At 55.1% G+C, this 24,588-nt stretch carries 26 protein-coding genes; 18 read left to right on the forward strand and 8 right to left on the reverse strand.

Annotated features, from left to right (window positions below):
• Positions 1 to 62: 62 nt before the first annotated feature.
• Positions 63 to 692 carry a TetR/AcrR family transcriptional regulator gene (locus tag H7U37_RS00990; protein WP_204872919.1) on the reverse strand — a complete coding sequence of 210 codons (630 nt, stop codon included), beginning with the start codon at positions 690 to 692 and terminating at the stop codon, positions 63 to 65.
• Between the two features lie 166 nt (positions 693 to 858).
• On the opposite strand from H7U37_RS00990, the gene H7U37_RS00995 reads away from it, so the two are divergent.
• From H7U37_RS00995 to H7U37_RS15550, 6 genes are all read left to right on the forward strand, one after another.
• The gene (locus H7U37_RS00995) at positions 859 to 1,479 is read left to right on the forward strand and encodes a TetR/AcrR family transcriptional regulator (RefSeq protein ID WP_204872921.1); all 621 of its coding nucleotides are present in this window, start codon (positions 859 to 861) and stop codon (positions 1,477 to 1,479) included.
• Positions 1,480 to 1,548: 69 nt separating this feature from the next.
• Positions 1,549 to 3,300 carry an ATP-binding cassette domain-containing protein gene (locus H7U37_RS01000; RefSeq protein WP_204872922.1) on the forward strand — a complete coding sequence of 584 codons (1,752 nt, stop codon included), beginning with the start codon at positions 1,549 to 1,551 and terminating at the stop codon, positions 3,298 to 3,300.
• A complete protein-coding gene (locus H7U37_RS01005; RefSeq protein ID WP_204872925.1) occupies positions 3,297 to 5,036 on the forward strand; it encodes an ABC transporter ATP-binding protein in 1,740 nt (579 codons plus the stop codon). Before H7U37_RS01000 ends, H7U37_RS01005 begins: the two co-directional genes overlap by 4 nt.
• 189 nt (positions 5,037 to 5,225) lie before the next feature.
• Positions 5,226 to 5,912: a class I SAM-dependent methyltransferase gene (locus H7U37_RS01010; RefSeq protein WP_204872927.1), complete on the forward strand. Its 687-nt coding sequence runs from the start codon at positions 5,226 to 5,228 to the stop codon at positions 5,910 to 5,912.
• Between the two features lie 6 nt (positions 5,913 to 5,918).
• Positions 5,919 to 6,164, forward strand: a complete 246-nt coding sequence (locus H7U37_RS01015) for a heavy-metal-associated domain-containing protein (RefSeq protein WP_087238112.1) — start codon at positions 5,919 to 5,921, stop codon at positions 6,162 to 6,164.
• A gap of 37 nt (positions 6,165 to 6,201) precedes the next feature.
• Positions 6,202 to 6,345, forward strand: a complete 144-nt coding sequence (locus H7U37_RS15550) for a hypothetical protein (RefSeq protein ID WP_243413619.1) — start codon at positions 6,202 to 6,204, stop codon at positions 6,343 to 6,345.
• A 197-nt stretch (positions 6,346 to 6,542) separates the two neighbouring features.
• Here the strand turns inward: H7U37_RS15550 and H7U37_RS01025 are convergent, their stop codons facing one another.
• A complete protein-coding gene (locus tag H7U37_RS01025) occupies positions 6,543 to 6,938 on the reverse strand; it encodes a metal-dependent transcriptional regulator (RefSeq protein ID WP_164475022.1) in 396 nt (131 codons plus the stop codon).
• 262 nt (positions 6,939 to 7,200) lie between these two features.
• On the opposite strand from H7U37_RS01025, the gene H7U37_RS01030 reads away from it, so the two are divergent.
• The 10 genes from H7U37_RS01030 (at position 7,201) to H7U37_RS01075 (ending at position 16,640) form a co-directional block, all read left to right on the forward strand.
• Positions 7,201 to 7,752, forward strand: coding sequence for a DUF3793 family protein (locus H7U37_RS01030; protein ID WP_204872929.1), 552 nt, complete (start codon positions 7,201 to 7,203; stop codon positions 7,750 to 7,752).
• A 44-nt stretch (positions 7,753 to 7,796) separates the two neighbouring features.
• Positions 7,797 to 8,219 carry a flavodoxin gene (locus H7U37_RS01035; protein ID WP_204872931.1) on the forward strand — a complete coding sequence of 141 codons (423 nt, stop codon included), beginning with the start codon at positions 7,797 to 7,799 and terminating at the stop codon, positions 8,217 to 8,219.
• A gap of 109 nt (positions 8,220 to 8,328) precedes the next feature.
• Positions 8,329 to 9,249, forward strand: coding sequence for a helix-turn-helix domain-containing protein (locus H7U37_RS01040; RefSeq protein ID WP_204872933.1), 921 nt, complete (start codon positions 8,329 to 8,331; stop codon positions 9,247 to 9,249).
• Positions 9,250 to 9,418: 169 nt separating this feature from the next.
• Positions 9,419 to 9,691 (forward strand): DUF6110 family protein, encoded by a 273-nt coding sequence (locus H7U37_RS01045; protein WP_204872935.1) that lies wholly within the window; start codon positions 9,419 to 9,421, stop codon positions 9,689 to 9,691.
• A gap of 52 nt (positions 9,692 to 9,743) precedes the next feature.
• The gene (locus tag H7U37_RS01050; RefSeq protein WP_204872937.1) at positions 9,744 to 11,858 is read left to right on the forward strand and encodes a heavy metal translocating P-type ATPase; all 2,115 of its coding nucleotides are present in this window, start codon (positions 9,744 to 9,746) and stop codon (positions 11,856 to 11,858) included.
• A gap of 150 nt (positions 11,859 to 12,008) precedes the next feature.
• Positions 12,009 to 13,082, forward strand: a complete 1,074-nt coding sequence (locus tag H7U37_RS01055; RefSeq protein WP_204872939.1) for an ABC transporter permease — start codon at positions 12,009 to 12,011, stop codon at positions 13,080 to 13,082.
• Positions 13,079 to 14,056 (forward strand): iron chelate uptake ABC transporter family permease subunit, encoded by a 978-nt coding sequence (locus tag H7U37_RS01060; RefSeq protein WP_204872941.1) that lies wholly within the window; start codon positions 13,079 to 13,081, stop codon positions 14,054 to 14,056. Before H7U37_RS01055 ends, H7U37_RS01060 begins: the two co-directional genes overlap by 4 nt.
• A gap of 2 nt (positions 14,057 to 14,058) precedes the next feature.
• A complete protein-coding gene (locus H7U37_RS01065; RefSeq protein WP_204872943.1) occupies positions 14,059 to 14,811 on the forward strand; it encodes an iron ABC transporter ATP-binding protein in 753 nt (250 codons plus the stop codon).
• Positions 14,812 to 14,857: 46 nt separating this feature from the next.
• Positions 14,858 to 15,877 (forward strand): siderophore ABC transporter substrate-binding protein, encoded by a 1,020-nt coding sequence (locus tag H7U37_RS01070; protein ID WP_204873016.1) that lies wholly within the window; start codon positions 14,858 to 14,860, stop codon positions 15,875 to 15,877.
• A gap of 91 nt (positions 15,878 to 15,968) precedes the next feature.
• A complete protein-coding gene (locus tag H7U37_RS01075; RefSeq protein WP_087388203.1) occupies positions 15,969 to 16,640 on the forward strand; it encodes a peroxiredoxin in 672 nt (223 codons plus the stop codon).
• A 77-nt stretch (positions 16,641 to 16,717) separates the two neighbouring features.
• On the opposite strand, the gene H7U37_RS01080 is transcribed toward H7U37_RS01075, so the two are convergent.
• The 6 genes from H7U37_RS01080 to H7U37_RS01105 all read right to left on the reverse strand — a co-directional run bounded on the left by H7U37_RS01080 (position 16,718) and on the right by H7U37_RS01105 (position 20,981).
• Positions 16,718 to 17,011: a winged helix-turn-helix domain-containing protein gene (locus H7U37_RS01080; protein ID WP_243010176.1), complete on the reverse strand. Its 294-nt coding sequence runs from the start codon at positions 17,009 to 17,011 to the stop codon at positions 16,718 to 16,720.
• Positions 17,012 to 17,037: 26 nt separating this feature from the next.
• Positions 17,038 to 17,418 carry a metal-dependent transcriptional regulator gene (locus H7U37_RS01085; protein WP_007713082.1) on the reverse strand — a complete coding sequence of 127 codons (381 nt, stop codon included), beginning with the start codon at positions 17,416 to 17,418 and terminating at the stop codon, positions 17,038 to 17,040.
• Positions 17,405 to 18,910: an ATP-binding cassette domain-containing protein gene (locus tag H7U37_RS01090; RefSeq protein WP_204872945.1), complete on the reverse strand. Its 1,506-nt coding sequence runs from the start codon at positions 18,908 to 18,910 to the stop codon at positions 17,405 to 17,407. Before H7U37_RS01090 ends, H7U37_RS01085 begins: the two co-directional genes overlap by 14 nt.
• Before the next feature lie 12 nt (positions 18,911 to 18,922).
• The gene (locus H7U37_RS01095; protein WP_243414180.1) at positions 18,923 to 19,609 is read right to left on the reverse strand and encodes an energy-coupling factor transporter transmembrane component T; all 687 of its coding nucleotides are present in this window, start codon (positions 19,607 to 19,609) and stop codon (positions 18,923 to 18,925) included.
• A 44-nt stretch (positions 19,610 to 19,653) separates the two neighbouring features.
• Positions 19,654 to 20,241 carry an MptD family putative ECF transporter S component gene (locus H7U37_RS01100; RefSeq protein WP_177692409.1) on the reverse strand — a complete coding sequence of 196 codons (588 nt, stop codon included), beginning with the start codon at positions 20,239 to 20,241 and terminating at the stop codon, positions 19,654 to 19,656.
• 122 nt (positions 20,242 to 20,363) lie between these two features.
• A complete protein-coding gene (locus tag H7U37_RS01105; RefSeq protein ID WP_177692410.1) occupies positions 20,364 to 20,981 on the reverse strand; it encodes a TetR/AcrR family transcriptional regulator in 618 nt (205 codons plus the stop codon).
• A 126-nt stretch (positions 20,982 to 21,107) separates the two neighbouring features.
• On the opposite strand from H7U37_RS01105, the gene H7U37_RS01110 reads away from it, so the two are divergent.
• Together H7U37_RS01110 and H7U37_RS01115 are read left to right on the forward strand one after the other, a co-directional pair.
• On the forward strand, positions 21,108 to 22,859 hold the full coding sequence (locus tag H7U37_RS01110) for an ABC transporter ATP-binding protein (RefSeq protein ID WP_204872949.1): 1,752 nt from the start codon (positions 21,108 to 21,110) through the stop codon (positions 22,857 to 22,859).
• Between the two features lies 1 nt (position 22,860).
• Positions 22,861 to 24,576 (forward strand): ABC transporter ATP-binding protein, encoded by a 1,716-nt coding sequence (locus tag H7U37_RS01115; RefSeq protein ID WP_207751906.1) that lies wholly within the window; start codon positions 22,861 to 22,863, stop codon positions 24,574 to 24,576.
• Positions 24,577 to 24,588: the final 12 nt, after the last annotated feature.

A 24,588-nucleotide genomic window follows, 5' to 3' on the forward strand; every position in this document is an offset into this window, starting at 1 on the left:
TTAGTTAGTTATTGCTAACCTTTGGTTCTATGAAAAGGCCGCCGGAAAAGCGGCCTTTTGCACTACCGGAAGTTTTCAGGATGAAAAATCGTTTCAAATCCTGCCATGTGATAGCGGTTGAGCTGGCGGACATAGTGGAGCGCCCGGGCCTTATCCATGCGGTGCCGCACCGGCTCAAACATTCCGTTGAAGTAGGCGGTGGTAACGATATGGATCAAGTCCTCGGTGACCTGACCGGAGCGGACGCTCTCACAGCCGATGACCTCCATGTATTTGTAGGTGTAACTGACTTCGATCTCCACCAACTCGTCAATATAGTGGGCATATTCCGTCCCGGCGGCCCGGCGGAGCAGCAGTTCAAACTCCGGCAGGTGCTCATAGATGTAGTCAAACAGTCCCTCCTGGGCATGGGCAGTGTAACGCCCCATCTCCTCCTGCTGGGTTGGGCCGTCAAACTGGTGAAAAGACTCCTGAATCTCCAAAAAACGGCGCTTCAGCTCTCCCGCGGCAGGCTCCACCAGGGCCCGGAACAATCCCGCCTTGTCGGTAAAGCGGGTATAGATGGAGCCGGTGCTGGTTCCCGCCGCTTTGGCGATGTCCCGCAGGGAGGCCAGAGCAAAGCCTTTTTCCAAAAATTCCCGACGGGCGCAGCGGAGTACATTTTCATAGACCCCTTCGATCTGCTTTGCCATGGTATCGCCTCTCAATTCAAAACACTGTTTCATAACGATGTTTTGAATATACAACCAAAAAGCAAGTTTGTCAAGAGAGGATTTCTCCTTGACAGTGATAGAAAGGAATGCTATATTGATAATCAGATTATCGGTAATCAAATTATCATTTGTCGGGAGGGGTGTTATGGCAAGACCGGATACTTCCATCGACCCTCGGATCATGGACAGTGCCAGAGAGGAGTTCCTGGCGCTGGGCTTTGAGCAGGCTTCCCTGAAATCCATCTGCCAGCGGGCTGGGGTGACAACCGGCGCCCTTTATAAGCGTTACGCCGGAAAAGAGGAACTGTTTCGCGCTGTGGTGGCGGATACGGTGGCGGATTTGGATGCTGTTTATGAGGAGCGGACGGCGGTGCCGGCATCCGCCCTCTCCGACGAAGACCTGATCCGGGCGTGGTATATGGATGAGGAATACATGCTGTGGTGGTTCCGCTTTCTCAATGAGCGGCGGGATGGCTTTGTGCTGCTGCTCACCGGAGCGGAGGGCACCGCCTACGCCAACTTCCAACACGACTGGGTGGAGAAAATGACGGAAGGCACCTGGACCTACTACGCCGAGGCCAGACGCCGGGGCTTGTGTACTGTGGATATGACGCAGGAGGAGCTCCATGTAGTCCTGTCCGCCTTCTGGACCACCATTTACGAGCCCTTTATCCACGCCTTCGCCTGGCCGGAGATCCAGCGCCACTGCACTTTGGTCTGCCGTCTCTTTGACTGGTACGCTGCCCTGGGATTCCCCAAGGGATGAAAAACGCCTCTGCGGAGGCTTTTTTCTCGCTAATAAGTTAGCAATAACTAACTAAAAAGGAGTGATACTGTGTTTCAAAAAGTCCTGCGCTACACCGGACGCCACCGGAAGACGACTTATGCCTCCATTCTGGTACTGGTGGCCGGCGTGGCCATGAGCGTGCTGCCCTATTTCTTCCTCTACCGCCTGCTGCGGCCCCTGCTGACTGGGGGCAGTCTCACGTTGGAGGAAACCCTGTTCAACGCCGGGGCCATGGCTCTGTGCATGGTCCTCTACAGCCTTCTTTATGTGGAGGGGCTGGCTCTGTCCCACCGCTCCGCCTATCATACTTTGGAAAACCTCCGGCTCCATCTCCAGAGCAAGCTGGAAAAGCAGCCCCTGGGCGCGATCCAGGAGAAGGGCGTTGGAGTCTGGAAGAAGATGTTCATTGACGACATTGAGAGCATGGAACTTCTGCTGGCCCACGCCCTGCCGGAAGGGCTGTCCAATCTGGCGGTGCCGGTGGTGGTATTTGCGGCCATGTTCCTCACGGACTGGAAGCTGGGTCTGCTTTCCCTCTGCTCCCTTCCGCTGGGCGTACTGGCCATGGGCATGATGTACCGCTCCGGCATGAGCAAGATGGGAGACTACTACGCCGCCGGGCAGAAAATGAACAACACCATCGTGGAGTACATCAACGGCATGGAAGTCGTGAAAGTCTTCAACCGGGACGGAGAGTCATATCACCGCTTTGAGACCGATGTAAAAAACTACCGTGATTTTACTCTGGATTGGTTCCGGGCCTGCTGGCTGTGGATGGCCCTCTACACCAGCATTTTGCCCTGCGTGGCGCTGGTGCTGCTGCCGGTGGGCGGCTATCTGGTACTCGCCGGCGCCTCTACCTTGCCGGATTACGCGCTGGTATTGTGCATGTCTTTTTCCGTGGGACCGCCTCTGATCCGAGCCATGAACTTTATGTCGGTGCTGCCCCAGCTGAGCTACAAGATTGACCAAATGGAATCTCTGTTCAATATTCCGCCCCTGAAAGAAGGAAAAACGGATTTCAACGGAAACGATTTGCAGATCCGCTTTGAGAATGTGCGGTTTTCTTATGAAAAGGACGAAGTCCTCCACGGCATCTCCTTCTCTGTCCCACAGGGCAGCCTTACCGCTTTGGTGGGAGAATCCGGCAGCGGGAAATCGACCCTTGCCAAGCTGCTGGTCCACTTTTACGATGTGACGGACGGACGCATTACGCTGGGGGGGCAAGACCTGCGAGAGATGTCCCTCGCCTCTCTGAATGAGCAGATCTCCTTCGTCGCGCAGGAGCAGTTCCTGTTCAACACCAGCCTGTTGGAGAACATCCGGCTGGGAAGACCCGGCGCCACCGACGAGGAGGTGCTGGCGGCGGCGGAACGGGCTCAATGCGGAGAGTTTCTGAAACAGCTGGAAAAAGGAATCTATACCATGGCCGGCGATGGCGGCAAAGGGCTTTCCGGCGGGGAGCGGCAGCGGATCGCCCTGGCCCGGGCGATTTTGAAGAACGCTCCCATCGTGGTGCTGGATGAGGCCACCGCTTTTTTGGACCCGGAGAATGAGGAGAAAATGAACGCCGCCATTGCCGAGGTGATCCGGGGCAAGACGGTCATCGTCATCGCCCACCGGCTTCAGTCCATTGCAGGTGCCGATCAGATCGTGGTGCTGGATCAGGGCAATGTGGCAGGGATTGGCCGCCACGATACATTGCGAAAGACTTGCCCCGCCTATGAAAAACTGTGGCGGGCTGCCGAGGGAGCCGCTGCCTGGCGTGTCTCTGCGGAGAAAGGAGGCGACGAGGCATGATCGCGCTGATGAAACGAATCCTGTCCGTATCCGGCCCCTATCAGGGGCGGATCAAGCTGGCCTTTGTCTTTGCGTTCCTGAAGGCCATGCTGTCCAAGGCCCCCATCGGTCTGTCCTTCCTGGCCCTGAGCGCTTTTCTCCAGGGAACCATGACGGCACGGCTGTGCCTGTGGCTGGCGGTGGGCACGGTGGGTTGCGTTCTGCTGGAGTGCCTGTACCAGAACATCGCCGACCGGCTCCAGGCCGCGGCGGGCTATATGGTATTCGCCGATCTGCGCATGGAGCTAGGACGGCATCTGCGCCGCCTGCCCATGGGCTATTTCACAGAGGGCAACATCGGCAAAATCAGTTCCGTTCTGTCCACCGACATGGTGTTCATTGAGGAGAACTGTATGCACGACATTGCCAACATGATGAGCTATACCTTTGCCCAAGCCATTCTTGTGCTGTGGCTGGCCTTCCTGAATCCCTGGCTGGGACTGGCCGCCTTGGTGGTGGTGCTGATTATCTGGCAGCTGGGCCGCGCATCTCTGGGGAGCACCCTGGCCCACTCCGACATCCGACAGGAGCAGAGCGAGGCGCTTACACGGGCAGTGCTGGACTATGTGGAGGGCATTGGTATTGCCAAGACCTTCAACCTGCTGGGAGAGCGTTCCGAGCAACTCACCGAAAATTTCGCCCGGAGCCGCAAGGTCAGCATCGAGTTCGAGGAGAGTCAGGCCCCCTGGATGCGGGCCCTTTATCTGGTGTGCGGTCTGGGCTCGGTGCTGATGATCCCCCTGTCTCTCTGGCTCTATGGCCGGGGGCAGCTCTCCATCACCTTCCTGCTGGGTGTCCTGCTCTTCGTCTTTGACCTCTTCGGCCCCATTAAAGCGCTCTATAGTCAAGCCACCCGCCTGACGGTGATGAACGCCTGCATGGACCGGATCGAGGCAGTGTTGGCTCAGCCGGAACTGCCTGACCGGGGCCGGGAGACCTTACCCAAAGCCGGCGGTGCCCCGGAGGTGGAGTTCCGAAATGTCACCTTCGCCTACGGGGAGAAAGAGGTACTGCATGATGTCTCTTTCACACTGGAGAAAAACCGGATGCTGGCCCTGGTGGGGCCCTCTGGCGGCGGTAAAAGTACGGTAGCCAACCTGCTCTCCCGGTTTTGGGATGTCAAACAGGGCCAAATTTTAGTGCGGGGCAGGGATATCCGCGATATTCCTCTTTCTGATCTGATGGATCAGATCTCTATGGTGTTCCAGCGGGTCTACTTATTCCAAGATACCGTCTATAACAACATCGCCATGGGGCGGACAGACGCCACACGGGAGGAGGTTTATGAGGCGGCCAGAAAAGCCCGATGCTATGACTTCATCATGGAGCTGCCCGACGGCTTTGACACGGTCATCGGCGAAGGTGGAGCCAGCCTATCCGGCGGAGAGCGGCAGCGAATCTCCATTGCCCGCTGCATTCTGAAGGATGCTCCCATCGTCATTCTGGATGAGGCCACTGCCAGCGTGGACGCCGACAATGAGAGCTACATCCAGGAGGCCATCACCCAACTGTGCCGGGGCAAGACCCTGCTGGTCATTGCCCACCGGCTCAATACCATTCGTCACGCCGATGAGATCCTGGTTATCGACCAGGGGCGCATCGTTCAGGCCGGCGCCCACGACACACTTATGGAGGAGGAGGGCATTTACCGCCGCTTCATCACCGCCCGCTCCAATCCCACCGGTTGGTGCCGGTAAACACAGTGAGCCGAACGAAACGGAAAGAATGGCCGGGAGATGTATCCCGGTCATTCTTCGTTCCAGCTTCTTCCCTTGATTGATCCCGGGGGGCATACAAATCCAATATAGTGGCATCTTGCAATTTCATGCGACAAAGAGTATGATGTGGTTAGCACGAACTAACCATCATTGAGGTGACCATACTGTATGGATGACAACAAGCAGTTTTGGGAGCGGTTTTCACGGCATTACTCCGGTTTCATACGCCGCTCTCAGGCGACCTATCAGCAGATCTGCAAAGCAATGCGTCCTTTTCTGAAACGGGACATGGATGTGCTGGAGTTGGCCTGCGGAACAGGCCAGCTGTCCGTGCCGCTGTCTCCATGTGTCCGGAGCTGGGAGGCAACCGACTTTTCAGCTGAAATGATCCGTCAGGCCAAAAAGCAGGTGCATTCGTCCCGGCTCCATTTCTCCGTCCAGGACGCTACCAAGCTGCCCTACGGCCCGGAGAGCTTCGACGCGGTCGTGATCTCCAACGCCCTCCATGTCATGCCTCACCCGGAAAAAGCTCTGGCGGAAGCCTGGCGGGTTCTGAAGCCGGGGGGATGGCTGTTCGCCCCCACCTTTGTCTGGGGCAAAAGCCGAAGCGCCAGACTCCGGCTCTGGTTCATGGGGCTTTCAGGCTTTCGGGTGTATCATGTCTGGACTGCCGGGGAGCTGATGGCATACCTGTCCGAGCGCGGCTATTCCATCGTTCGCCATCCACTTCTCGGAAGTTCGTTGGCGCCGCTGTGCTGTCTGATGGCCAGGAAGATCCCCGATGAACGGACCGCGGCACGGCAGACCACCTTCCGGTCCGCGCAGTTCGATGATCCAAAAGTCAAGAAGGAGTGAGAGAACATGTGGAAGTACACAGTGGAAGTCAATGGAATGATGTGCGGGATGTGCGAGGCCCATGTCAATGACGCTGTGCGCAAAGCCTGCCCGGTCAAAAAGGTGAGTTCTTCCCGGAGCAAAAACCAGACCGTGATCCTCTCTGAAACAGAGCTGGACACGGAGGTGCTCATGAACGCCATTCGCGGCACGGGGTATGAGGTCGGAGCGATCCAGAAAGAGCCGTATAAAAAAAGAGGACTATTCGGTTGAGTTCATTGGCGGCAGCGGTCAGAAAAGAGGCGTGAATATGAACACGGCAATGCAGTCGTTTGGATATGGATTAGCGGCTCTGCTGTTTTGCATCGCTATTCTTGGCGTGTGCCATAATATCAAAAAAGCCGCCCGAAAGTTTTTGAAAAGCCAGCAGACACATAAGGATGAGCTGCCGTAAGCGTTTGGAGCTATGGAGCAGGTACGCTTGGCGGTGAACTTACACAGCAGGTCGCTCCTGATTTAAAAGCGCAGATCACATAAAATGCGGTGGAGGCCATATCCAGGCTCCACCGCATTTGATATTCCGTGCCAAATGGCAGGTATTCACTTATCGCGTTGCCGCTCGATAGCAAAGTCCGCCAAATTTGCATAGGCTCATTGCCCGTGCGCATCTTCCCGCATTTTCGTTACCTGCTCCAAGTGCGCCTGCACCGCCGCAAAGGATTTTTCGCTGATCACATGCTCGATCCGGCAGGCATCTTCGGTCGCAGTCTCCTCGTCCACGCCCAATTCCATCAGCATCTGGCTCAACACCGTGTGGCGGGTGTACATCGTCTTAGCAATGGCAAGCCCGGTCTCCGTCAAGGTGATCGCACCGTCAGCATCCACATTCACATATCCGTCCTTTTTCAGAATGGACATGGCTCTGCTGACGCTGGGCTTGGTAAAGCCCAACTGCGCTCCCACATCGATAGCTCGAACGAAGGTGCTGTTCTGTGAAAGAATATAGATGGTTTCCAGATACATCTGGCCAGACTCGTGAATCGCCATAGGAACCTCCAAAAAACGGGCGTTTTGCTTATTATAACACAGGCGTCCGACAAGCGCCATTTTTTCTGTCAACAAAATCCATCCGTCCTCTTGACAAGCGAATTTGTCCTGTATATAATTGCGTTAGTTAGCTACCGCAAACTAAAAGGCGGCGGCTATATATTTAACGCATTGGTTAGCAATCGCTAACTACATTTACTGTCAGTTTTTTTATTTCGCCGTACAGTCTTCGCGTGGACATGATTTTGTGAGGGAAACGCCTATGTCAGAGGATCTGCTGATTCGCCATTGTTCTCCCACCCTGGCCGGAATCAAGACGGGAAACCTCTTTTCCTGTGCCTGCCCCAGCCGGAAGGATCTGACGAAAGACTTGTGTCGACTGAACAAGAAACTGGTTCCCAGAGGAATACGCGTCCTTCCGCTCCGGGTTCGCAAAGGCCGCGCTTTGATCTATGCCTACCGGCCCAATGCATTGGAGAGCGATCTGACCGATCAGCGGGCCAGAGCCTTGCTTCTCAAATACGGCTATGTGCCGGAAAACCCCAATGGCTGCGTGGTTCACCTCATCCACCGGCTCCGGAGCGAGGGGGAATTCCCCCATGAGATCGGCCTGTTTTTGAGCTATCCCCCTGAGGATGTGCTGGGCTTCATCTGCAATCGGGCGTGCAATCACAAATGCGTGGGCTGCTGGAAGGTCTACGGCGACGAGCAGACCGCCAAAAACATCTTTGAAAAATATGAGATATGCAGCAAGATCTACTCCCGGCAGTGGCAGCAAGGGAAATCCATCGAGCAGCTCACCGTGGCTGGTTGATGTTTCTACCATAACAAATCCAGAAAGAAAGGTCGTTGAGTCTTATGAGTAAAGTTGCAGTTGTGTATTGGAGCGGCACGGGAAACACCGAGGCCATGGCAATGGCGGTGGCCGAAGGCGCCAAGGGCAAAGGCGCTGAGGTGTCTGTGATTACCGCCGCAGAGTTCTCGCCGGAGCAGGTCGGCGAGTATTCCGCCATCGCCTTTGGCTGCCCCTCCATGGGGTCGGAGCAGCTGGAGGAGAGCGAGTTCGAGCCCATGTTCACCGCCTGTGAGGGCAGGCTGAGCGGGAAGAACATCGCTCTGTTCGGCTCCTACGGCTGGGGGGACGGCGAATGGATGCGCAGCTGGGAGTCCCGCTGCAACGACGACGGCGCCAATCTGGCCCGCGAAAGCGTGATCTGCAACGAGGCTCCGGACGATGACGCTCTGGCGGCCTGCCGCGAGCTGGGCGCATCTCTGGCCTGACAAAAACACCGCAGAAGGCAGGAGGATCTCGTCTCCTGCCTTCTCTCTGTATCCCCAGCCAGCATAGGCGAAACCAATTTCGAACCCAGAGAAACAGGTCGTGAGAAATATGCTGAAAGAATACTTATTGAGGCAGGGCTCCGGCACGGGCCGCTGGGGCCACGGTATGCCGGGGGTGCAGATCTGCCGCTTTTCCCTGCCGGAGCCGGTGCAGGAGCCCTTGCGGCCCATCCCGGTGTGCGGCGCACCGCTCCAGTTTGAGGTGCTGTTCTGTTTGACCGGCCGCCTTGCCGTCCGGCCATTACAGGGGACTTCCTACACGGTGGAGGCTCCGGCCATTTTCCTCCTCTCCGACAGCTCCGCTCTCCGCTCGTGTCAGTATAGCGGAAATCTGGGCGGCATTTTGATCGCCGTAGACGCCAAAGCCGCAAAAGAAAGCCTTGTGACGGTCTGCTCCACCCTGGGGATGAGGTTGGACACCAGGATCGTCAAGCAGAAGATGACGGCGAGGAACGGCTGCATGGCCCTGTGCGGCACACCTTGGACGCAGTCATTTTTTGAAACGGTTCGCTATCTGTCTGAGCAGGAGCAGGAACGCTACTGTGTTTTCAAGTCGGTGGAACTGCTGTATCTGCTCTGCACCGAGGTATCTGAATCGGACGAATCTTTCTCCGGCTCAGGCTGCCCGGTATCCCACAGTCTGTTGGAAGTCAAGGCATACATCCAGACGCATCTGTCTGATAAGCTTACCATTGCGTTCCTCTGCAAACAGTTTTCGCTTTCCCCGACCTTCTTGAAAGAAGGGTTCCGCCGCGCCTATGGCATGCCGATTCACAGCTTTTTGGTTCAACAGCGCCTCCGACGGGCACAGGAGCTGATCTGCACCACCCGGATGCCCATTCAGCAAATCGCACAGGCTGTAGGGTATGAGGGTATGAGCCAGTTCAACGCAGCATTCAAGCGGGAGTATGGCATGACTCCCGGCCAGTACAGAAAAATGTCGGAAACCGCAACTCCGCGTCCGTTTTGACAGCGACAAACACCCACCTTTTCTGCTACAATAATCAGACATTCCAAAGCATTCAGAAGGAGTGACAGCGATGAAACAGCATCGTTTTTGGGCGTGGGGCGCTGTGATCTGCATGATTATGGTCATGGTCACCGGCTACAAACGGAAATAAGGGAAAGGAAGGATCACAATGAGCGTTTATACGAAACTGGCCTGCTTTGCCACCGGTGCGTTGTTTGGATCTTTTGGCGTTAAGCTGCTGTCCAGCAAGGATGCCAAGAAGGCCTATGTCCACGTCACGGCCGCCGGCCTGCGGATGAAGGACGCGGTCATGGAAACCGTGACTACGGTGCAGGAAAACGCCGCGGACATTCTGGCCTCCGCCAAGGAGCTGAATGAGGACCGGGCTGCGAAGGAAGCGGAGGAAGCCGCCGCTGCCAATCTGGAGAGCGAAGAAGCCTGATTGACCCAGAGGGAGCCGCCAGCGGCTCCCTCTTTTCGTGAAGGAGGAACCTATGAACGCAACCATATTGCACGAAAGCCGGGGGCGCATCCGGTTCCGGCTGCGGCAAAAACAAATGACACTCGCTCAGGCGGATCTGCTGGAGGCATGGATTCAGGGAAAGTCCTGGTGCCGGCAGGTCACCGTCCATGAGCGAACCTGCTGCGTCATCCTGTACTACGATGGGACTCGCCAAGCCGTGCTGAACGAAATTCGGCATTTTTCCTGGCAGGAGGCGGAGCGGACCACCGCGCTGCCCGCCCACAGCAGCCGGGCGCTGAACCGGGAATTTGAGGAGAAGCTGGTGGCAAAGGTGGTGTGCAAGGCCGCCTGCACCCTGTTTCTCCCGTCTCCATTGCGGATTGCCCGCATTCTCTGGCACATGATCCCCTTTGTGCGGAGAGGACTGCGCTGCCTGCTGCGCCGCCGCATCAAGGTGGAGCTGCTGGATGCCCTGTCTATTTCCATTTCTGCCTGTAGAAGGGACTTCGGAACCGCCGGAATGGTCATGTTTCTGCTGGAGGTGGGCGAGCTGCTGGAGGAGTGGACAAGGAAGAAATCTGTGGCGGATCTGGCCCGGTGCATGTCGCTGAATGTGGACCGGGTCTGGCTGCGCACAGCCCAGGGCGAAGTGCTGGTTCCTGTGTCCCAGATCCAGCCGGGGGATGCAGTAGTCGTCCGCGCCGGCGGCATCGTGCCCGTAGACGGTCTTGTGCTGGAGGGGGAGGTCACCGTCAATCAGGCGTCCCTCACCGGAGAGCCCATCCCGGTGCCCAAGCGCCCCGGCGGCGCGGTCTATGCCGGCACTGTGGTGGAGGAGGGCGAATGTGTGCTGGAGGTACGCCAGGCCTCCGGCCAGAGCCGCTATGACCAGATCGTCCACATGATCGAGCAGTCGGAGCAGATGAAGTCGGAGGCTGAGAGCAAGGCCGCCAATCTGGCGGACAAGCTGGTGCCCTATACCTTCGCCGGGAGCCTGCTGAGTTTTGCCCTCACCCGGAATGTGGCGCGGGCCCTGTCGGTGCTGATGGTGGACTTCTCCTGCGCCCTGAAGCTGGCCATGCCTCTGGCCGTCCTCTCCGCCATGCGGGAGGCGGGACGCGCCCACATCACCGTCAAGGGCGGCAAATTCCTGGAGGCTGTGGCGGCTGCCGATACCATCGTCTTTGACAAGACCGGCACCCTGACCCGCGCCTGCCCCCGGGTGGCTCAGGTGGTATCTTTCGGCACCAAGGAGGAAGCCGAAATGCTGCGGCTGGCCGCCTGCCTGGAGGAACACTTCCCACATTCCATGGCCAACGCCGTGGTGGAGGAGGCGAAGCGCCGGGGCCTGCGTCACGAGGAGTACCACTCCAAGGTGGAGTATCTGGTGGCCCACGGCATCGCCAGCACCGTCGATGGGGAGCGGGTCCTCATCGGCAGCGCCCACTTTGTCTTTGAGGATGAGGGCTGCGTCATTCCGGAAGGCGAACAGGAGCGCTTTGACGCCCTGCCGCCGGAGTATTCTCACCTGTATCTGGCCGTAGGCGGACAGCTGGCCGCCGTGATCTGCATCTCCGACCCGCTGCGTGAGGAGGCAAAGGAAGCCCTCTCTGCCCTCCGCACCTTGGGGATTACCAGCACCGTTATGCTCACCGGCGACAGTTACCGCACCGCCGCAGCCATTGCCGCCCAGGTGGGAGTGGATGACTTCCGCGCCGGAGTCCTGCCGGCGGACAAGGCGGAGTATGTGGCAAGGCTCCGCTGGGAGGGGCATACTGTCCTGATGGTGGGCGACGGCATCAACGACTCGCCGGCCTTGTCCGAGGCGGACGCGGGCATCGCCATCAGCGACGGCGCCGCCATCGCCCGGGAGATTGCAGACATCACCATCGCTGCCGACAGCCTCTGGGAACTTGTAGAGCTGCGCCGGATCGCCATGGCGCTGATGGCGCGCATCCACTCCAACTACCGCTTCGTCATCGGCTTCAACAGCGCGCTGATCGCTCTGGGCGTAGCCGGAGTCCTGCCGCCAGCCACCTCCGCCACGCTGCACAATTTCTCCACCCTGGGCGTCAGCCTGCGGAGTATGAGCCGGTTGACTGCTCAGACGCAGTCCACTCGGGGCAACAATTTGCAGAATGGATAAAAAAAGATTTCTTTCCGCTTGGTAGCTTGTGCTTTTTGCGCGGTTGCACATGACTAACTCCATATGCTATAATACACTTACGATGCGCAGTGTGTGATGCACGGTAAGTCCAATCGCCGCTGCGCATTCTTTTATACACAGCGGTTAGCTATGGCTAACCGCAAGAAGAAAGGGGAGGATTGTATCAGACCGTATCGATCTACCATTGTTCTTTCTGTTCTGCTACTTATATTGTCCGGCTGTTCACTGTTTGTGGGCGTGATTGACCTGACACCCGGTGAGCTACTCGCAGGCAATTTTGAGCAGTTGGAGATTTTCCTGATCTCCCGGCTGCCGCGCCTGCTGGCCATCCTATGCACCGGCATTGGTATGAGTGTGGCGGGACTCATCATGCAGCAGCTGTGCAGCAACAAATTTGTGTCCCCAACCACCGGCGCCACCACCTCCTCGGCCCAGTTCGGCATCCTGCTGGCTCTGCTGTTTATGCCGGCCTCCACCCTATGGAGCAGGGCTATCTTCGCCTTTGCCACGGCGATTCTGGGCACTTGGATCTTCGTCTGGTTCATTCAGCGCATCCAGTTCAAGGATGTGGTTATGGTTCCTCTGGTGGGCATCATGTTCGGCAATGTCATCGGCGGCATTACCAACTATCTGGCGTACAAGTACGAGATGACCCAGGCCCTGTCCTCCTGGCTGGTGGGCCACTTTTCCCTGGTGCTGAAGGGCCGGTATGAGATCGTCTGGCTGACGGTGCCGCTGGTCATTCTGGCCTTTCTCTTTGCCAACCACTTCAACATCGTGGGGCTGGGCAAGGATTTTTCCAAGAACCTGGGGGTCCCGTACAATCTGGTGCTCTTCTCCGGCCTCACCATTGCCGCCATGATCACCGCCTCCATCGTGGTGGTGGTCGGCTCCATCTCCTACATCGGCCTGATCGTGCCCAATGTGGTAGCCATGTACAAGGGCGACAAGATTCGGGGCACGCTGGTGGACACCGCCCTGTTCGGCGCAATCTTCGTGCTGGTGTGCGACATGATCGGCCGGGTGGTGATTGCCCCCTACGAGCTGCCCATCGAGCTGATCGTGGGCATCCTGGGAAGCCTCATTTTCATCGCCCTGCTGTTTTACCGGCTCAAGCATGGCCGCAAGGCCATCCGTCTGGGCGGCGCCGGGACAGGCTGCTGCTCCACCATGCCCAACCTGAGGGGAGGTGCGGACCAGTGAACATCTCTGCAGCACGCGCCAACCGGCGCAAACTTCTGATTTTAGTGGTCCTCGTTCTGTTCTGCGCAGCGGGATATATGCTGGTTGAAGTGAATTTCTCTAATCCCAAGCTGCTGGCCTACGCCATGAAGATCCGAACTCCCAAGCTCATTGTCATGCTCATTACCGCCTTTTCCATTGGCGGTGCTTCTCTGGTATTTCAGTCCATCATCAACAACACCATCGTGACCCCCTGCCTGCTGGGGATGAATTCCCTCTATACCCTCATCCACACGGCGGTGGTGTTCTTTCTTGGATCTGCCAGCGTGGTGGCCTCCAACGCCAATCTGTCCTTTGCAGTGGATGTTGTGCTCATGGGTATCGCCGCCACAGTAATCTACAGCTGGATTTTCAAAAAGACAAAGCACAATGTGCTGTATGTGTTGCTGGTGGGTACAGTACTGACCTCCTTCTTTGGCAGCATCCAGACCACGCTGACCCGGGTCATGGACCCCAATGAGTACGACAGTCTGCTGAATACCCTGGTGGCAAGCTTCAGCAATATCAATTCCGAGATTATCGTCTTTTCCTTGATTCTTCTGGCAGGCGTCATCTTCGCTCTGCGCAAGGAACTGGCCCTGCTGGATGTGCTGACATTGGGCAAGGAGCAGGCCATCAACCTCGGCGTGGACTACGACCGCTGCATCCGCCGCCTGCTGCTGGGCGTGACCCTCTGCATCGCCGTGGCCACCGCCATGGTGGGGCCCATCTCCTTTTTGGGGCTCATCATCGCCAACCTGTCCCGGCAGCTGCTCAAGACCTTCCGCCACACCCAGCTGGTGCTGGGCTCGGCCCTGTTCGGCATGATCGTGCTGGTGGGCGGGCAGCTCATCGTCGAGCATGTGTATTCCTACTCCGTGCCGGTGAGCGTGTTCATCACCGTGGGCGGCGGCCTTTACTTCCTCTATCTCCTCCTGACAAGAAAGAAGGTGTGACCATGCGCGTACAGGAATTGACAAAACAGTATGACGGGAAAACCGTGGTGGACGGCGTGAGCTTTGCCATTCCCAAGGGCAAGGTGATTTCCCTGATCGGCCCCAACGGCGCGGGCAAGTCCACCGTCATGGGCATGATCTCCCGGCTCATCGCCCACGACAGCGGACTGGTGGACTTCGAGGGCAGGGACATCGGCAAGTGGAAAAGCAAGGAACTCTCCAAACGCCTTGCCATCCTGACCCAGTCCAATAACATCCAGATGAAGCTGACCGTGCGGGAGCTGGTGACCTTCGGGCGCTTCCCCTATTCAGGCAACCGGGTCACCCCAGAGGATCAGAAGATCATCGACCGGGCCATTGCCTACATGGAACTGGAAGAATTCCAGGATCGCTTCATCGACGAACTCTCCGGCGGCCAGCGGCAGCGGGCGCTGATCGCCATGGTCATCGCCCAGGACACCGAATATGTGTTGCTGGATGAGCCCACCAACAATTTGGATATCTACCACGCCACCAACATGATGAAAATCGTCCGTCGCCTCTGCGACGAGCTGGGGAAGACGGTGATTTTAGTGCTGCACGAGATCAATTATGCGGCATTTTATTCCGATTATATCTGTGCCTTTAAGGACGGAAAAATCGCTAAGTTCGGCACTGTGGAGGAGGTGATGACGAAAGAGAACCTGTCGCAGATCTATCAGGTGGACTTTGAGATCCTGACCATTGCGGGCAAGCCTCTGTCCATCTACTATTGACCCTTATTTTCAGTACTTTTTAGAAAAGGAGTAACCAAAAATGAACATGAAAAAGATGCTTTCTCTTGCCCTGGCCGGCGTGATGGCCCTGAGCCTCATGGCCTGCTCCGCTCAGAACGGCGGCGATTCTTCCAAGAATACCTCCTCGCCCAGCAGCAGCCAGTCCAGTGAGGAAACCCAGAACAACGAAACCCCTGAGTCTGTGACCATCACCAGCCTCAATGCCAACAAGGAGGCGGCGGAGCTGGAGGTGCCTTACGATCCCCAGCGTATCGCCATTCTGGATATGGCCTCGTTGGACATTCTGGATGCCCTGGGCGTGGGTGACCGAGTGGTAGGCACTGCCTCCACCAGTCTGGAGTATCTCCAGGACTACATCAATGACGATATTGCCAACCTGGGCACCATCAAGGAGGCCGATCTGGAGGCCGTCATGGCCTGTGAGCCGGATGTCATCTTCATCGGCGGCCGCCTGGCTTCCAGTTATGACGCCCTCAGCGAGATTGCTCCTGTGGTCTACCTGGCCACTGATACCGAGCTTGGCGTAGTGGAAAGCGTGCGGCAGAATGCCACTACCATTGCCTCCATGTTTGGTCTGGAGGACAAGGTGGATGAGCTGATGGCCAATTTTGACGCCCGGATCACCGCCCTGTCCGAATTTGCCGCCGGCAAGACCGCCATCGTGGGACTGGTCACCAGCGGCAGCTACAATGTGCTGGGCAATGACGGCCGCTGCTCCATGATTGGACGCGAAATTGGTTTCGAAAATATTGGCGTGGACGCCAACATCGACACCTCCACCCATGGCAACGAGGCATCTTTTGAGTTCATTGTGGAGAAGGCACCCGACTATATCTTCGTGCTGGACCGTGATGCCGCCATCGGCACCGACGGGGCAAAGCTGGCCCAGGAGATCATGGAAAACGAGTTGGTGATGGGAACTGATGCCTACAAGAACGGCAACATCGTCTATCTGGCTCACCCCGCCGTGTGGTACACCGCCGAGGGTGGTATCTCCGCACTGGACATCATGCTGCAGGATTTGGAGAGCGAGCTGCTGGGTTAACGCTGTTTCAGATAGAGTATTACGGCCTTTCTCCAAAGAACCCATATATCATATTCATCGAACTTGACTACTAACGAAAGGAGCGCTTACCATGGATCAGGAAAACAGAATGCCTCTTATTGGCGACAAGGCCCCGTCCTTCGAGGCTGTCACCACCCAGGGCCCTATCAAATTCCCGGAGGATTACGCCGGCAAATGGGTGATCCTCTTCTCCCATCCCGCGGATTTCACCCCGGTCTGCACCACGGAGTTTATGACCTTCGGCTCCATGATCGACGAGTTCAAGGCGCTCAATACTGAGCTGGTGGGGCTTTCGGTGGACTCTATCTATTCCCACATCGCCTGGCTGCGGAAGATCCAGGAGCTGGAGTGGAACGGTAAGAAACACATCAATGTGACCTTCCCCCTCATCGAGGATATCCGCATGGAGGTGGCCAACAAGTACGGCATGATCCAGCCGGGACAGTCCAACACCCAGGCGGTACGGGCGGTGTTTGTCATCGACCCCAACGGCGTGGTGCGAACCATCCTGTACTATCCGCTGTCCACGGGCCGTAACTTTGACGAGATCAAGCGTATCATCCTGGCGCTCCAGAAAGCGGACGCCGACGCCTGCGCCACCCCGGCCGACTGGCGGCCCGGCGATGATGTCATCGTACCCACCGCCGGCAGCTGCGGCGTAGCCAAGGAGCGGATGGACAACCAGAGCGAGAATCAGTATTGCCTGGACTGGTTCATGTGCTTCCGCAAAGAGTCGAAATAATATTAAATTTATTCTCCAATAACAGAAACCCGGTCGAAATTTCATGCACGAGATCTCGACCGGGTTTTATAATATTTTCAGTTATACTTTTCAAAGCGATAGCCATATCCATATACAGTTTGAATCGCATTGATATTTAGTTTTTTTCGTATCTTGCATATCCTGCTGGTGACGCTTTCCGGGCCAGCAGCAAAATCATCCGGCATAGCATATTGATAAAGCTGCTCTCGGGTAAAAGTCCAACCGGGATGTGAAGCCAGATAATACAAGATGTTAAACTCCATTGTAGTCATCTTTATGACGCGACCATTTACATAGACTCTGCGTTGGTTTGGGTCTATACACAGATTGTCATAGTGCAGCACTGCCATCCCGGTCAACAGTCTCACCTCCCCCATTATTTCTTTTCTGTCAAAGTCTTTTTTAAGTGTTGAAAACTACTCTCGCTGATGACATGCTCAATCCGGCAGGCGTCCCGCTCGGCAGTAATGGGGTCTACCCCAGCATTTGTCAGCATTTCTGTAAAGAAGCGGTGCTTTTCGTAGATTTGCTCGGCCACTTCCCTACCTGCATCGGTCAGGTGAAGGAAATAATCCTCGTCCATTGTGAGAAATCCACCGTCCCGCAGGGTCGCCACCGCATGGCACACGCTGGGCTTGGACACCTCCATGTGCCGAGCCACATCCACGGAGCGTACCATGCCCATCTTCTTGTGGAGAAGAAGTATGGCCTCCAAGTAATCCTCACCGGAAGCGTACAGTTTTTTATCCGGAGGCATTGCACACACCAGCTCCTTGCTTGCGGGAGAAGAAAGCCCGCAAGAGCCCTACAGCATCCCCGTCCATCGGCTGATGCCACAGCACCTTGCTCCCCTGAATGAACAACAGGTAGGTGCAGCACTTATAAATGAGCTCCGGGTCATGCGTAATCAGAAACAGGCTCTTTCCCATCTTTTTCAGACGGTTTAAGTTGTCCGATACCTCCAGCATATGACGGTAATCCAATCCGCTGGTAGGTTCGTCAAATATCAGGACCTTTTTGTCCGATGCTATTGCACTGCCAATCGCCACCCTCTGCTTTTCTCCTCCGGACAGGGACATGGGGTGCAGTTTTGCTTTGCCCAACAGGTCAAGGCTGTTCAGTATCTCCTTGGCGCGGGCTGTGTCTGTTTTCTCGTCCTCGCCATCCATACTAAGCATCAATTCGTCCAGTACATCTTCTGTGAATAGCTGGTGATTTACATCCTGCATGACCATATAGGAGATATACCTGCGCTGCTTCGGGTCATAGGAGGCCCCATCCATTTCAAGCACACCTTTCGCTTTTTTATCCAGACCGCACAGGCACCGGGCGAAGGTAGATTTTCCCGCGCCGTTGTTTCCGATGATGCCGATGATCTCCCCTTGGGGCAGGGTCAGGTCTGGAATATCCACATTGAGGGGGCCGTGCTTTTCATAGGAGAACTGGAACCCCTTGATATGTAATTGCGGAGCGGCCAGCTTGGGAGCGGCCTCCGGGGACAGGTGGAATGGGTCCAGTGCCCGCAGCCCCATTCCCTGCAATTCATCGGGCGGTAGTTTTTGAAACTCCGCCCCGGTAAATTCCCGTACAATACTTCCGTGTTTCATATAGAAAATTCGATCTGCATAGGGAACGAGATAATAAAGCCGGTGTTCCGCGACAATCACGGTCTTTTTCTCAGACTGCCAGTGCCGGATCACACCAATCAAATCTTCGATGGTGGCAATATCCAGATTGGAGGACGGTTCGTCCAATACGAAAATGTCCGGGCGGATTGCGTCAGCAGATGCACAGGCAATTTTTTGCTTTTCCCCGCCGGACAGGGCAAACAAGCTCCGGTTCAGCAGTTTTTCCAGCTTGAGGCTGTGGGCGGTTTCCTCCAGACGCTTCCGCATCTCCGGGACCGGCAGGGCCATGTTTTCACACCCAAAAACAATCTCGCTGGTGGTATCTACATTGTAGAATTGTGTCCTTGGGTTTTGGAATACAGATCCCACCCGCTGCCCGATTTGATAAAGAGGATAGTCTTTTAACTCTTTCCCGTCTAAAAGGACTTGCCCGGTCAGTTTCCCTCCGTAGTAATGAGGGATCAGACCGTTGATCAGCCGAGTCAGCGTTGTCTTGCCACATCCGGACTCTCCGCAGAACAGAATAGTTTCGCCATCCTGTATTGTTAGATTTATATGGCTCAGGTTGTTCTCGGTTTCCCCGCTCTCATAGGTAAAGGAAACATCTTTTAATTCGATCACAGTATCACCTCCTTACCACGGACTGAAAAAGTATGTGGAGAGCAGTGCGGCTCCGGCAATCAGCACCGCCAGCAGATCCCAGCCAGTAAAACCGACCTTTGTGATATTGGTGCGCCGGACCGGGTTATCCAGGCCGCGGGTCAGGGCCGCCGCGGAGAGATCATCCCCAATTTTGACCACCGAGATCATCAGGGGAATAAAACGGTATTCAATCAGGGCAGCGGGGTTTTGCCAGAATTTCTTTGTCCCGAACTGGACCTCCCGCATCCGCATGGCGTCCTTGATGGCGGCCGACTCCTCCTGCATGGTAGGGATAAAGCGAAACAGGACGGAGAGCGGAATGGTGATCTGCCGCCCAATGTGCATCCGGCCCAGTGCGGTAATGCACTCGCTGGCCGTGGTGGATTTGATGATGTAGGCCCCCATCATAAAGGCCGGAAACAGTCGCAGGACCAGTCCCACCAACAGGACTACCAGCATATTGACAATCATGGGGAACTGGACCGAGTTCTGGATGGCCTGCACAAACAGCCCCGCCGCAAACAGGCAGAAGAACACGGTTGCCGTCTTATACTGCCGGTTAGTCAACAGTAAAATAAAGGGGATCATCGCCACCGCAACCATAAAGGCGGTGTGGCTGTATAGAAATTCTGCGGTAGCGACAACGGCCATCAGCAGCAGCTTGGTTCGTGGGTCCAACCGAAAACCTGTTCTATTTTCAACAACTGCTTGTAATTGCTCCATTACACAATGCCCGCTCTCTCAAAGTGCTTTTTCAGCATTTTATGGCCCAGCAGTGCGCCCAGGATGCCGCCCACAAACAGCAGAACAAAACCTACATAGAGCATCCAGGAGGGCATTAGGCTCTGAAGGGTATTTGCATACTGATCTCCCATGGAAGTGTGAATGTTTTCCCAGTATGCCTCACCAGCGAACCAGAGATTGGCTGGGCAACCCATGATGCCGAGGCAAAAGCAGGCATAACTCAGAACCGTGATCTTGAACTTCTGGTAACCTCCGATTTTGAGAACAATATCGCTTAGGATGCCGCCGAGTACCCAGCCAATCAGGCCGATCCAGCCGTAGCCAATTAGATAAAAGAAAATGCCGCCGATGATGCCGGTGATAGTCAGCATACCAACCTTCTTGATTTTAGTGTAGTAGAGCATCATGGGAATGCCACAGACGATAGGCCAAATCAAGAACAGAAACGGGTATACCACCGGCAAAGCAGTGAGTAGTCCGACAACAAAGAAAATAACAAGGGTCATAGCGGTGTAAATGCCGACATTGATCAAATCTTTACCTGTAAGTTTTTTCGTGTTCTCCATTTTTAATATGTCCTTTCTGAAAAAGAATAAATGTTGTAATGCCCCGTGCAAAGGGAACTATGCAGTTTCACCTCCCCGCAGAGAGTTAGTAAATGCTAACTGATGTGCAAAAATTTTGGGGATCAAATCCCCAAAATTGTTTGCCATCCGGCGTTAAAAAATGAGACAAGCGTATGGGCATATTTCAGAGCTGCCTCTTTGGGAAAATTGTGCATAACTACTTCCGCCAGGGATGCAAAATACGCATGAAGCAAAATATGCCATTCCTCTTCTGCCAATTCACGGATCGGAACACCGCGGGATCTCAACTCTGCAAAGAACTTCAGTGTCACTTGAGTTTCCAGACGGACAACATCATCTAAGAAGGAGGAATACCGTGTCCCCTCCGCCCGCATGAGAAGCAGACGGAACACATCAAAATGCTCATAGATATATTCGATGATAACCTTCAGCGTTTCCTCCGACAGTTTCCAGATAGATTTTAAGTCATCTGTCTTTGCCAGCTCCATGTGCTCATTTACCGACGCATCATAAATGGCCTTGACCTCTTGAACAACAGGCTCCACCAGCGCACCGAACAGAGATTCCTTATCGTCAAAGTGGTTATAAAAAGCCCCATTGGTCACATGAGCGTCCTTGCAGATCTCCCGAATGCTTGCCCGCTCATAGCCGTATTCCAGAAAGTGCTTTTGGGCGCAGAGCAAAAGATTTTCATGGGTCTGCTGAAAGTCTCTTGACATTACCTGTCCCTCCGTTCTATACTAAAATTACACTGTAATATTACACCGTAATTTAGATTTTAGCACAGGGTACTCAAAAATGCAATACCCTCCTTGTATTTTTTGTGGCCTGAAAGGAGTCTGGTTATGAAGTCAAAGGAGCCGGGAGCAATTCGGCAGTTATTCGCTTTCGTAGGAGAGAGCAACGGTAAAATGCGTCTCTCTATCTTTCTGGCCGTCTTGGGAGAACTATTCGGCATGGGCCCATTTTTAATGGTGGCTGTTCTTGCGGATGCACTGTACCGGGGAACCGCAACTCCCATGCTGGTACTGCCTCTCTGCGGAGGCGCCGCGGTTTGCCAGATCATAAAAATGCTGCTTACCTGGCAATCCTCCCTGATCTCCCACAAAATATCCTTTACCATACTGAAAAATATCCGAGAGGCCATTACGGATCGGATGGCGAAGGTCCCCATGGGCATCATGCTGGAAACACCCACAGGGGCTTTCAAGAATCTGATCGTGGACAATGTGGCGAAGTTAGAGGACTCTATGGCCCATTTCATGCCGGAACTGCCCTCCAACATCGCCGCTCCCCTATGCAGTATTCTCCTAATTTTTCTGCTGGACTGGCGTATGGGTCTGGCCGCACTTGTTACAATTCCGCTGGGCACCCTCTTTTTTGCCGCCATGATGCGGGGATATGGGCCCCGCATGGAGAACTACATGCGATCTGCCAACGAGATGAACAGCGCTTTGGTGGAGTATGTCAACGGCATTCAGGTCATCAAGGCGTTCAACCGGTCTGCAGCTTCCTATGGAAAGTATGCCGATTCTGTCCGCTATTTCCACGATTCCACCATGGCATGGTGGAGCCAGTGCTGGCTTTGGAACGCGGCAGCCCGGGCGGTCCTCCCTTCTACGCTTCTGGGAACCCTTCCAGTGGGAGCGTGGCTCTACATGGAGGGAAGTCTTTCTTTCCCTGTCTTCCTGGTGGCCTTGGTGGTGCCTCTGGGTTTTATTGCGCCGCTGATGAAGGTCTCCGCGGCTATGGAGCAGGTCAGCATGATCAAAGGCAACCTGGAACAAGTCACCACCTTTTTGAAAACACCGGAGCTTGTCCGCCCTACAGAGCCTGCGAAGCTTGGGGAGCGGTGTTATCAATTTGAGGATGTCCATTTTGCTTATAATGAATCCGAAGTTCTCCACGGTATCTCATTCCAGACACAGCCCGGTACCATGACCGCCATTGTTGGTCCATCCGGCTCCGGGAAGTCTACGATTGCTAAGCTGATGGCCGGCTTTTGGGATGTAACCTCCGGTACAGTTCGCTTTGGCGGGCAGGATATTCGCAACATTCCGTTTGGACAGCTCATGGGTGAAATCAGCTATGTAGCCCAGGACAATTTTCTCTTTGATAAATCCATTCGGGAAAACATCCGCATGGGAAACCCTGACGCCAGCGACGGGGAGGTAGAGGCTGCGGCCAAGGCTGCCAACTGCCACGACTTTATCATGCAGTTAGAGCAGGGCTATGACACCATGGTTGGCGATGCTGGGGACCGCCTCTCCGGCGGAGAACGGCAGCGCATCACCGTTGCGCGGGCCATGCTCAAGCAGGCGTCCGTCATCATTTTGGACGAGGCGACCGCCTATGCCGACCCCGAAAACGAGGCGCTGATTCAGCAGGCTATCAGCAAGCTGGTGGCGGGAAAGTCTCTGATTGTCGTGGCCCACCGGCTGAATACGATCCGCAATGCCGACCAGATATTGGTTGTTGCCAATGGAGAGATTGTGGGCTGGGGCCTCCAGGAGGAGATTCTGCAGAACTGCCCCCTTTACCGAAAGATGTGGCAAGACTACGCCGGCTCTATAGAAGGAGGCGCAGAAGATATTTGAAATGATTCGCCGTGTCTTTAAAATTGCGGGAAATAGCCGGGGAAAGATCGTGGCAGGCACCGTCTGCAACATACTGAAATCGTTCTTCAACGGTTTTATGATGTTCGGTGTGTTCTGGATTTTACTTCATCTGGATAATCTGACACCAACTATTATTGGGCAGGCATTCTGCGTAATTCTAGGCAGTGTACTGGGCCGCTTTTGCTTCCAATGGATGTATGATCGCACCATGAGCGGGTCCGGCTATGACATTTTCCGGGATTACCGTCTGAAGATTGGGGATCGGCTGAAGCAGGCACCCATGGGATATTTCTCAGAACAAAATCTGGGCACCATTCAGGCCATGCTCACCACTACGATTGCCGACCTGGAGGGGTACTCCATGTTGGCTATTGAGCAGATGACCAGCGGTGTGGCTATGGCTGTACTGATGTCCGTGATGATGTTCCTTTTCAGCCCGGTGATTGCGGGATTGAGCCTTGTGGGGCTGGCACTTGGGATGCTGGTCCTGCGTTGGGTGAGGCTTCGCGCCGCCCAATATGCTCCCATTTACCAGGAGGCCCAGGAGCATCTGGTCGGTAAGGTGATGGAATACATACAGGGTATTTCGGTGTTGCGTTCTTTCTCTAAAGGTGAAGAAGGACAGCGGGAAGTCCGCGCTGCGTTCCAGAAAAAATGGGACGCAGACTACGGCCAGGAAAAGGCTACGGCTGGCGTCCTCCGTTTCTATGGATTGACCTTTAAGCTCATGAGCTGTGTGCTGATTGCGGCGGCGGCTCTGCTGTATCTGGCGGGGCAAATCAGCCTGCCTTATTGCCTGACTTTCTTGTTCTGCGCTTTCACAGTCTATTCCGACTTGGAGACGATGGGCAACAGTGCCTTTCTGAGCAAGAAGATCAATACGGAATTGGATCGGCTGGAGGAGGTCACCGACATTCCAAAAATGGATACCAACTCGGAGAAACTGGTTGTGTCCCACTATGATATTTCTCTGGAGCATATCTCATTTGGCTATGGGGACCGCCGGGTGATTCATGACATTTCGCTGGAAATCCCGGAGCACACCACCTGTGCGATTGTAGGCCCCTCCGGCAGCGGCAAGACCACACTCTGCAATCTAATCGCCCGCTTTTGGGATGTGCAGGAGGGGATAGTACGAATTGGCGGGAAAAATGTGAGAAACTATACCGCAGACAGTGTGCTGGAACACATCAGCATGGTCTTTCAGAATGTATATCTCTTTCATGATTCTGTGGAAAATAACATCCGGTTTGGACGGCCAGAAGCTACCCATGAGGAGGTGGTAGCGGCTGCAAAACGAGCCTGTTGTCACGACTTTATTTTGACCCTTCCAGATGGGTACGATACGATTATCGGGGAAGGTGGCTCCACCCTCTCAGGAGGTGAAAAGCAACGCATTTCCATAGCCAGGGCTATTTTGAAAGATGCGCCTATCATCATTCTGGATGAAGCCACCTCCAGCGTCGACCCGGAGAATGAGCAAGCGCTCTTGTCCGCAATTCAGGAGCTGACAAAGGATAAAACTCTAATTTCTATTGCTCACCGCCTGAGTACCGTTCGGAATGCTGACCAGATTATTGTAATAGACCATGGACGGATTATTCAAAGAGGAACACACGAGGAATTATTGTCAATAGACGGAATGTATCGAAGATTTTTATCTCTGCGCACAGAAGCTGCTGGATGGCATCTATAATGGATAGCACAC

Source organism: Pseudoflavonifractor phocaeensis (genome assembly GCF_016901735.1).
Taxonomy (GTDB): domain Bacteria; phylum Bacillota; class Clostridia; order Oscillospirales; family Oscillospiraceae; genus Pseudoflavonifractor_A.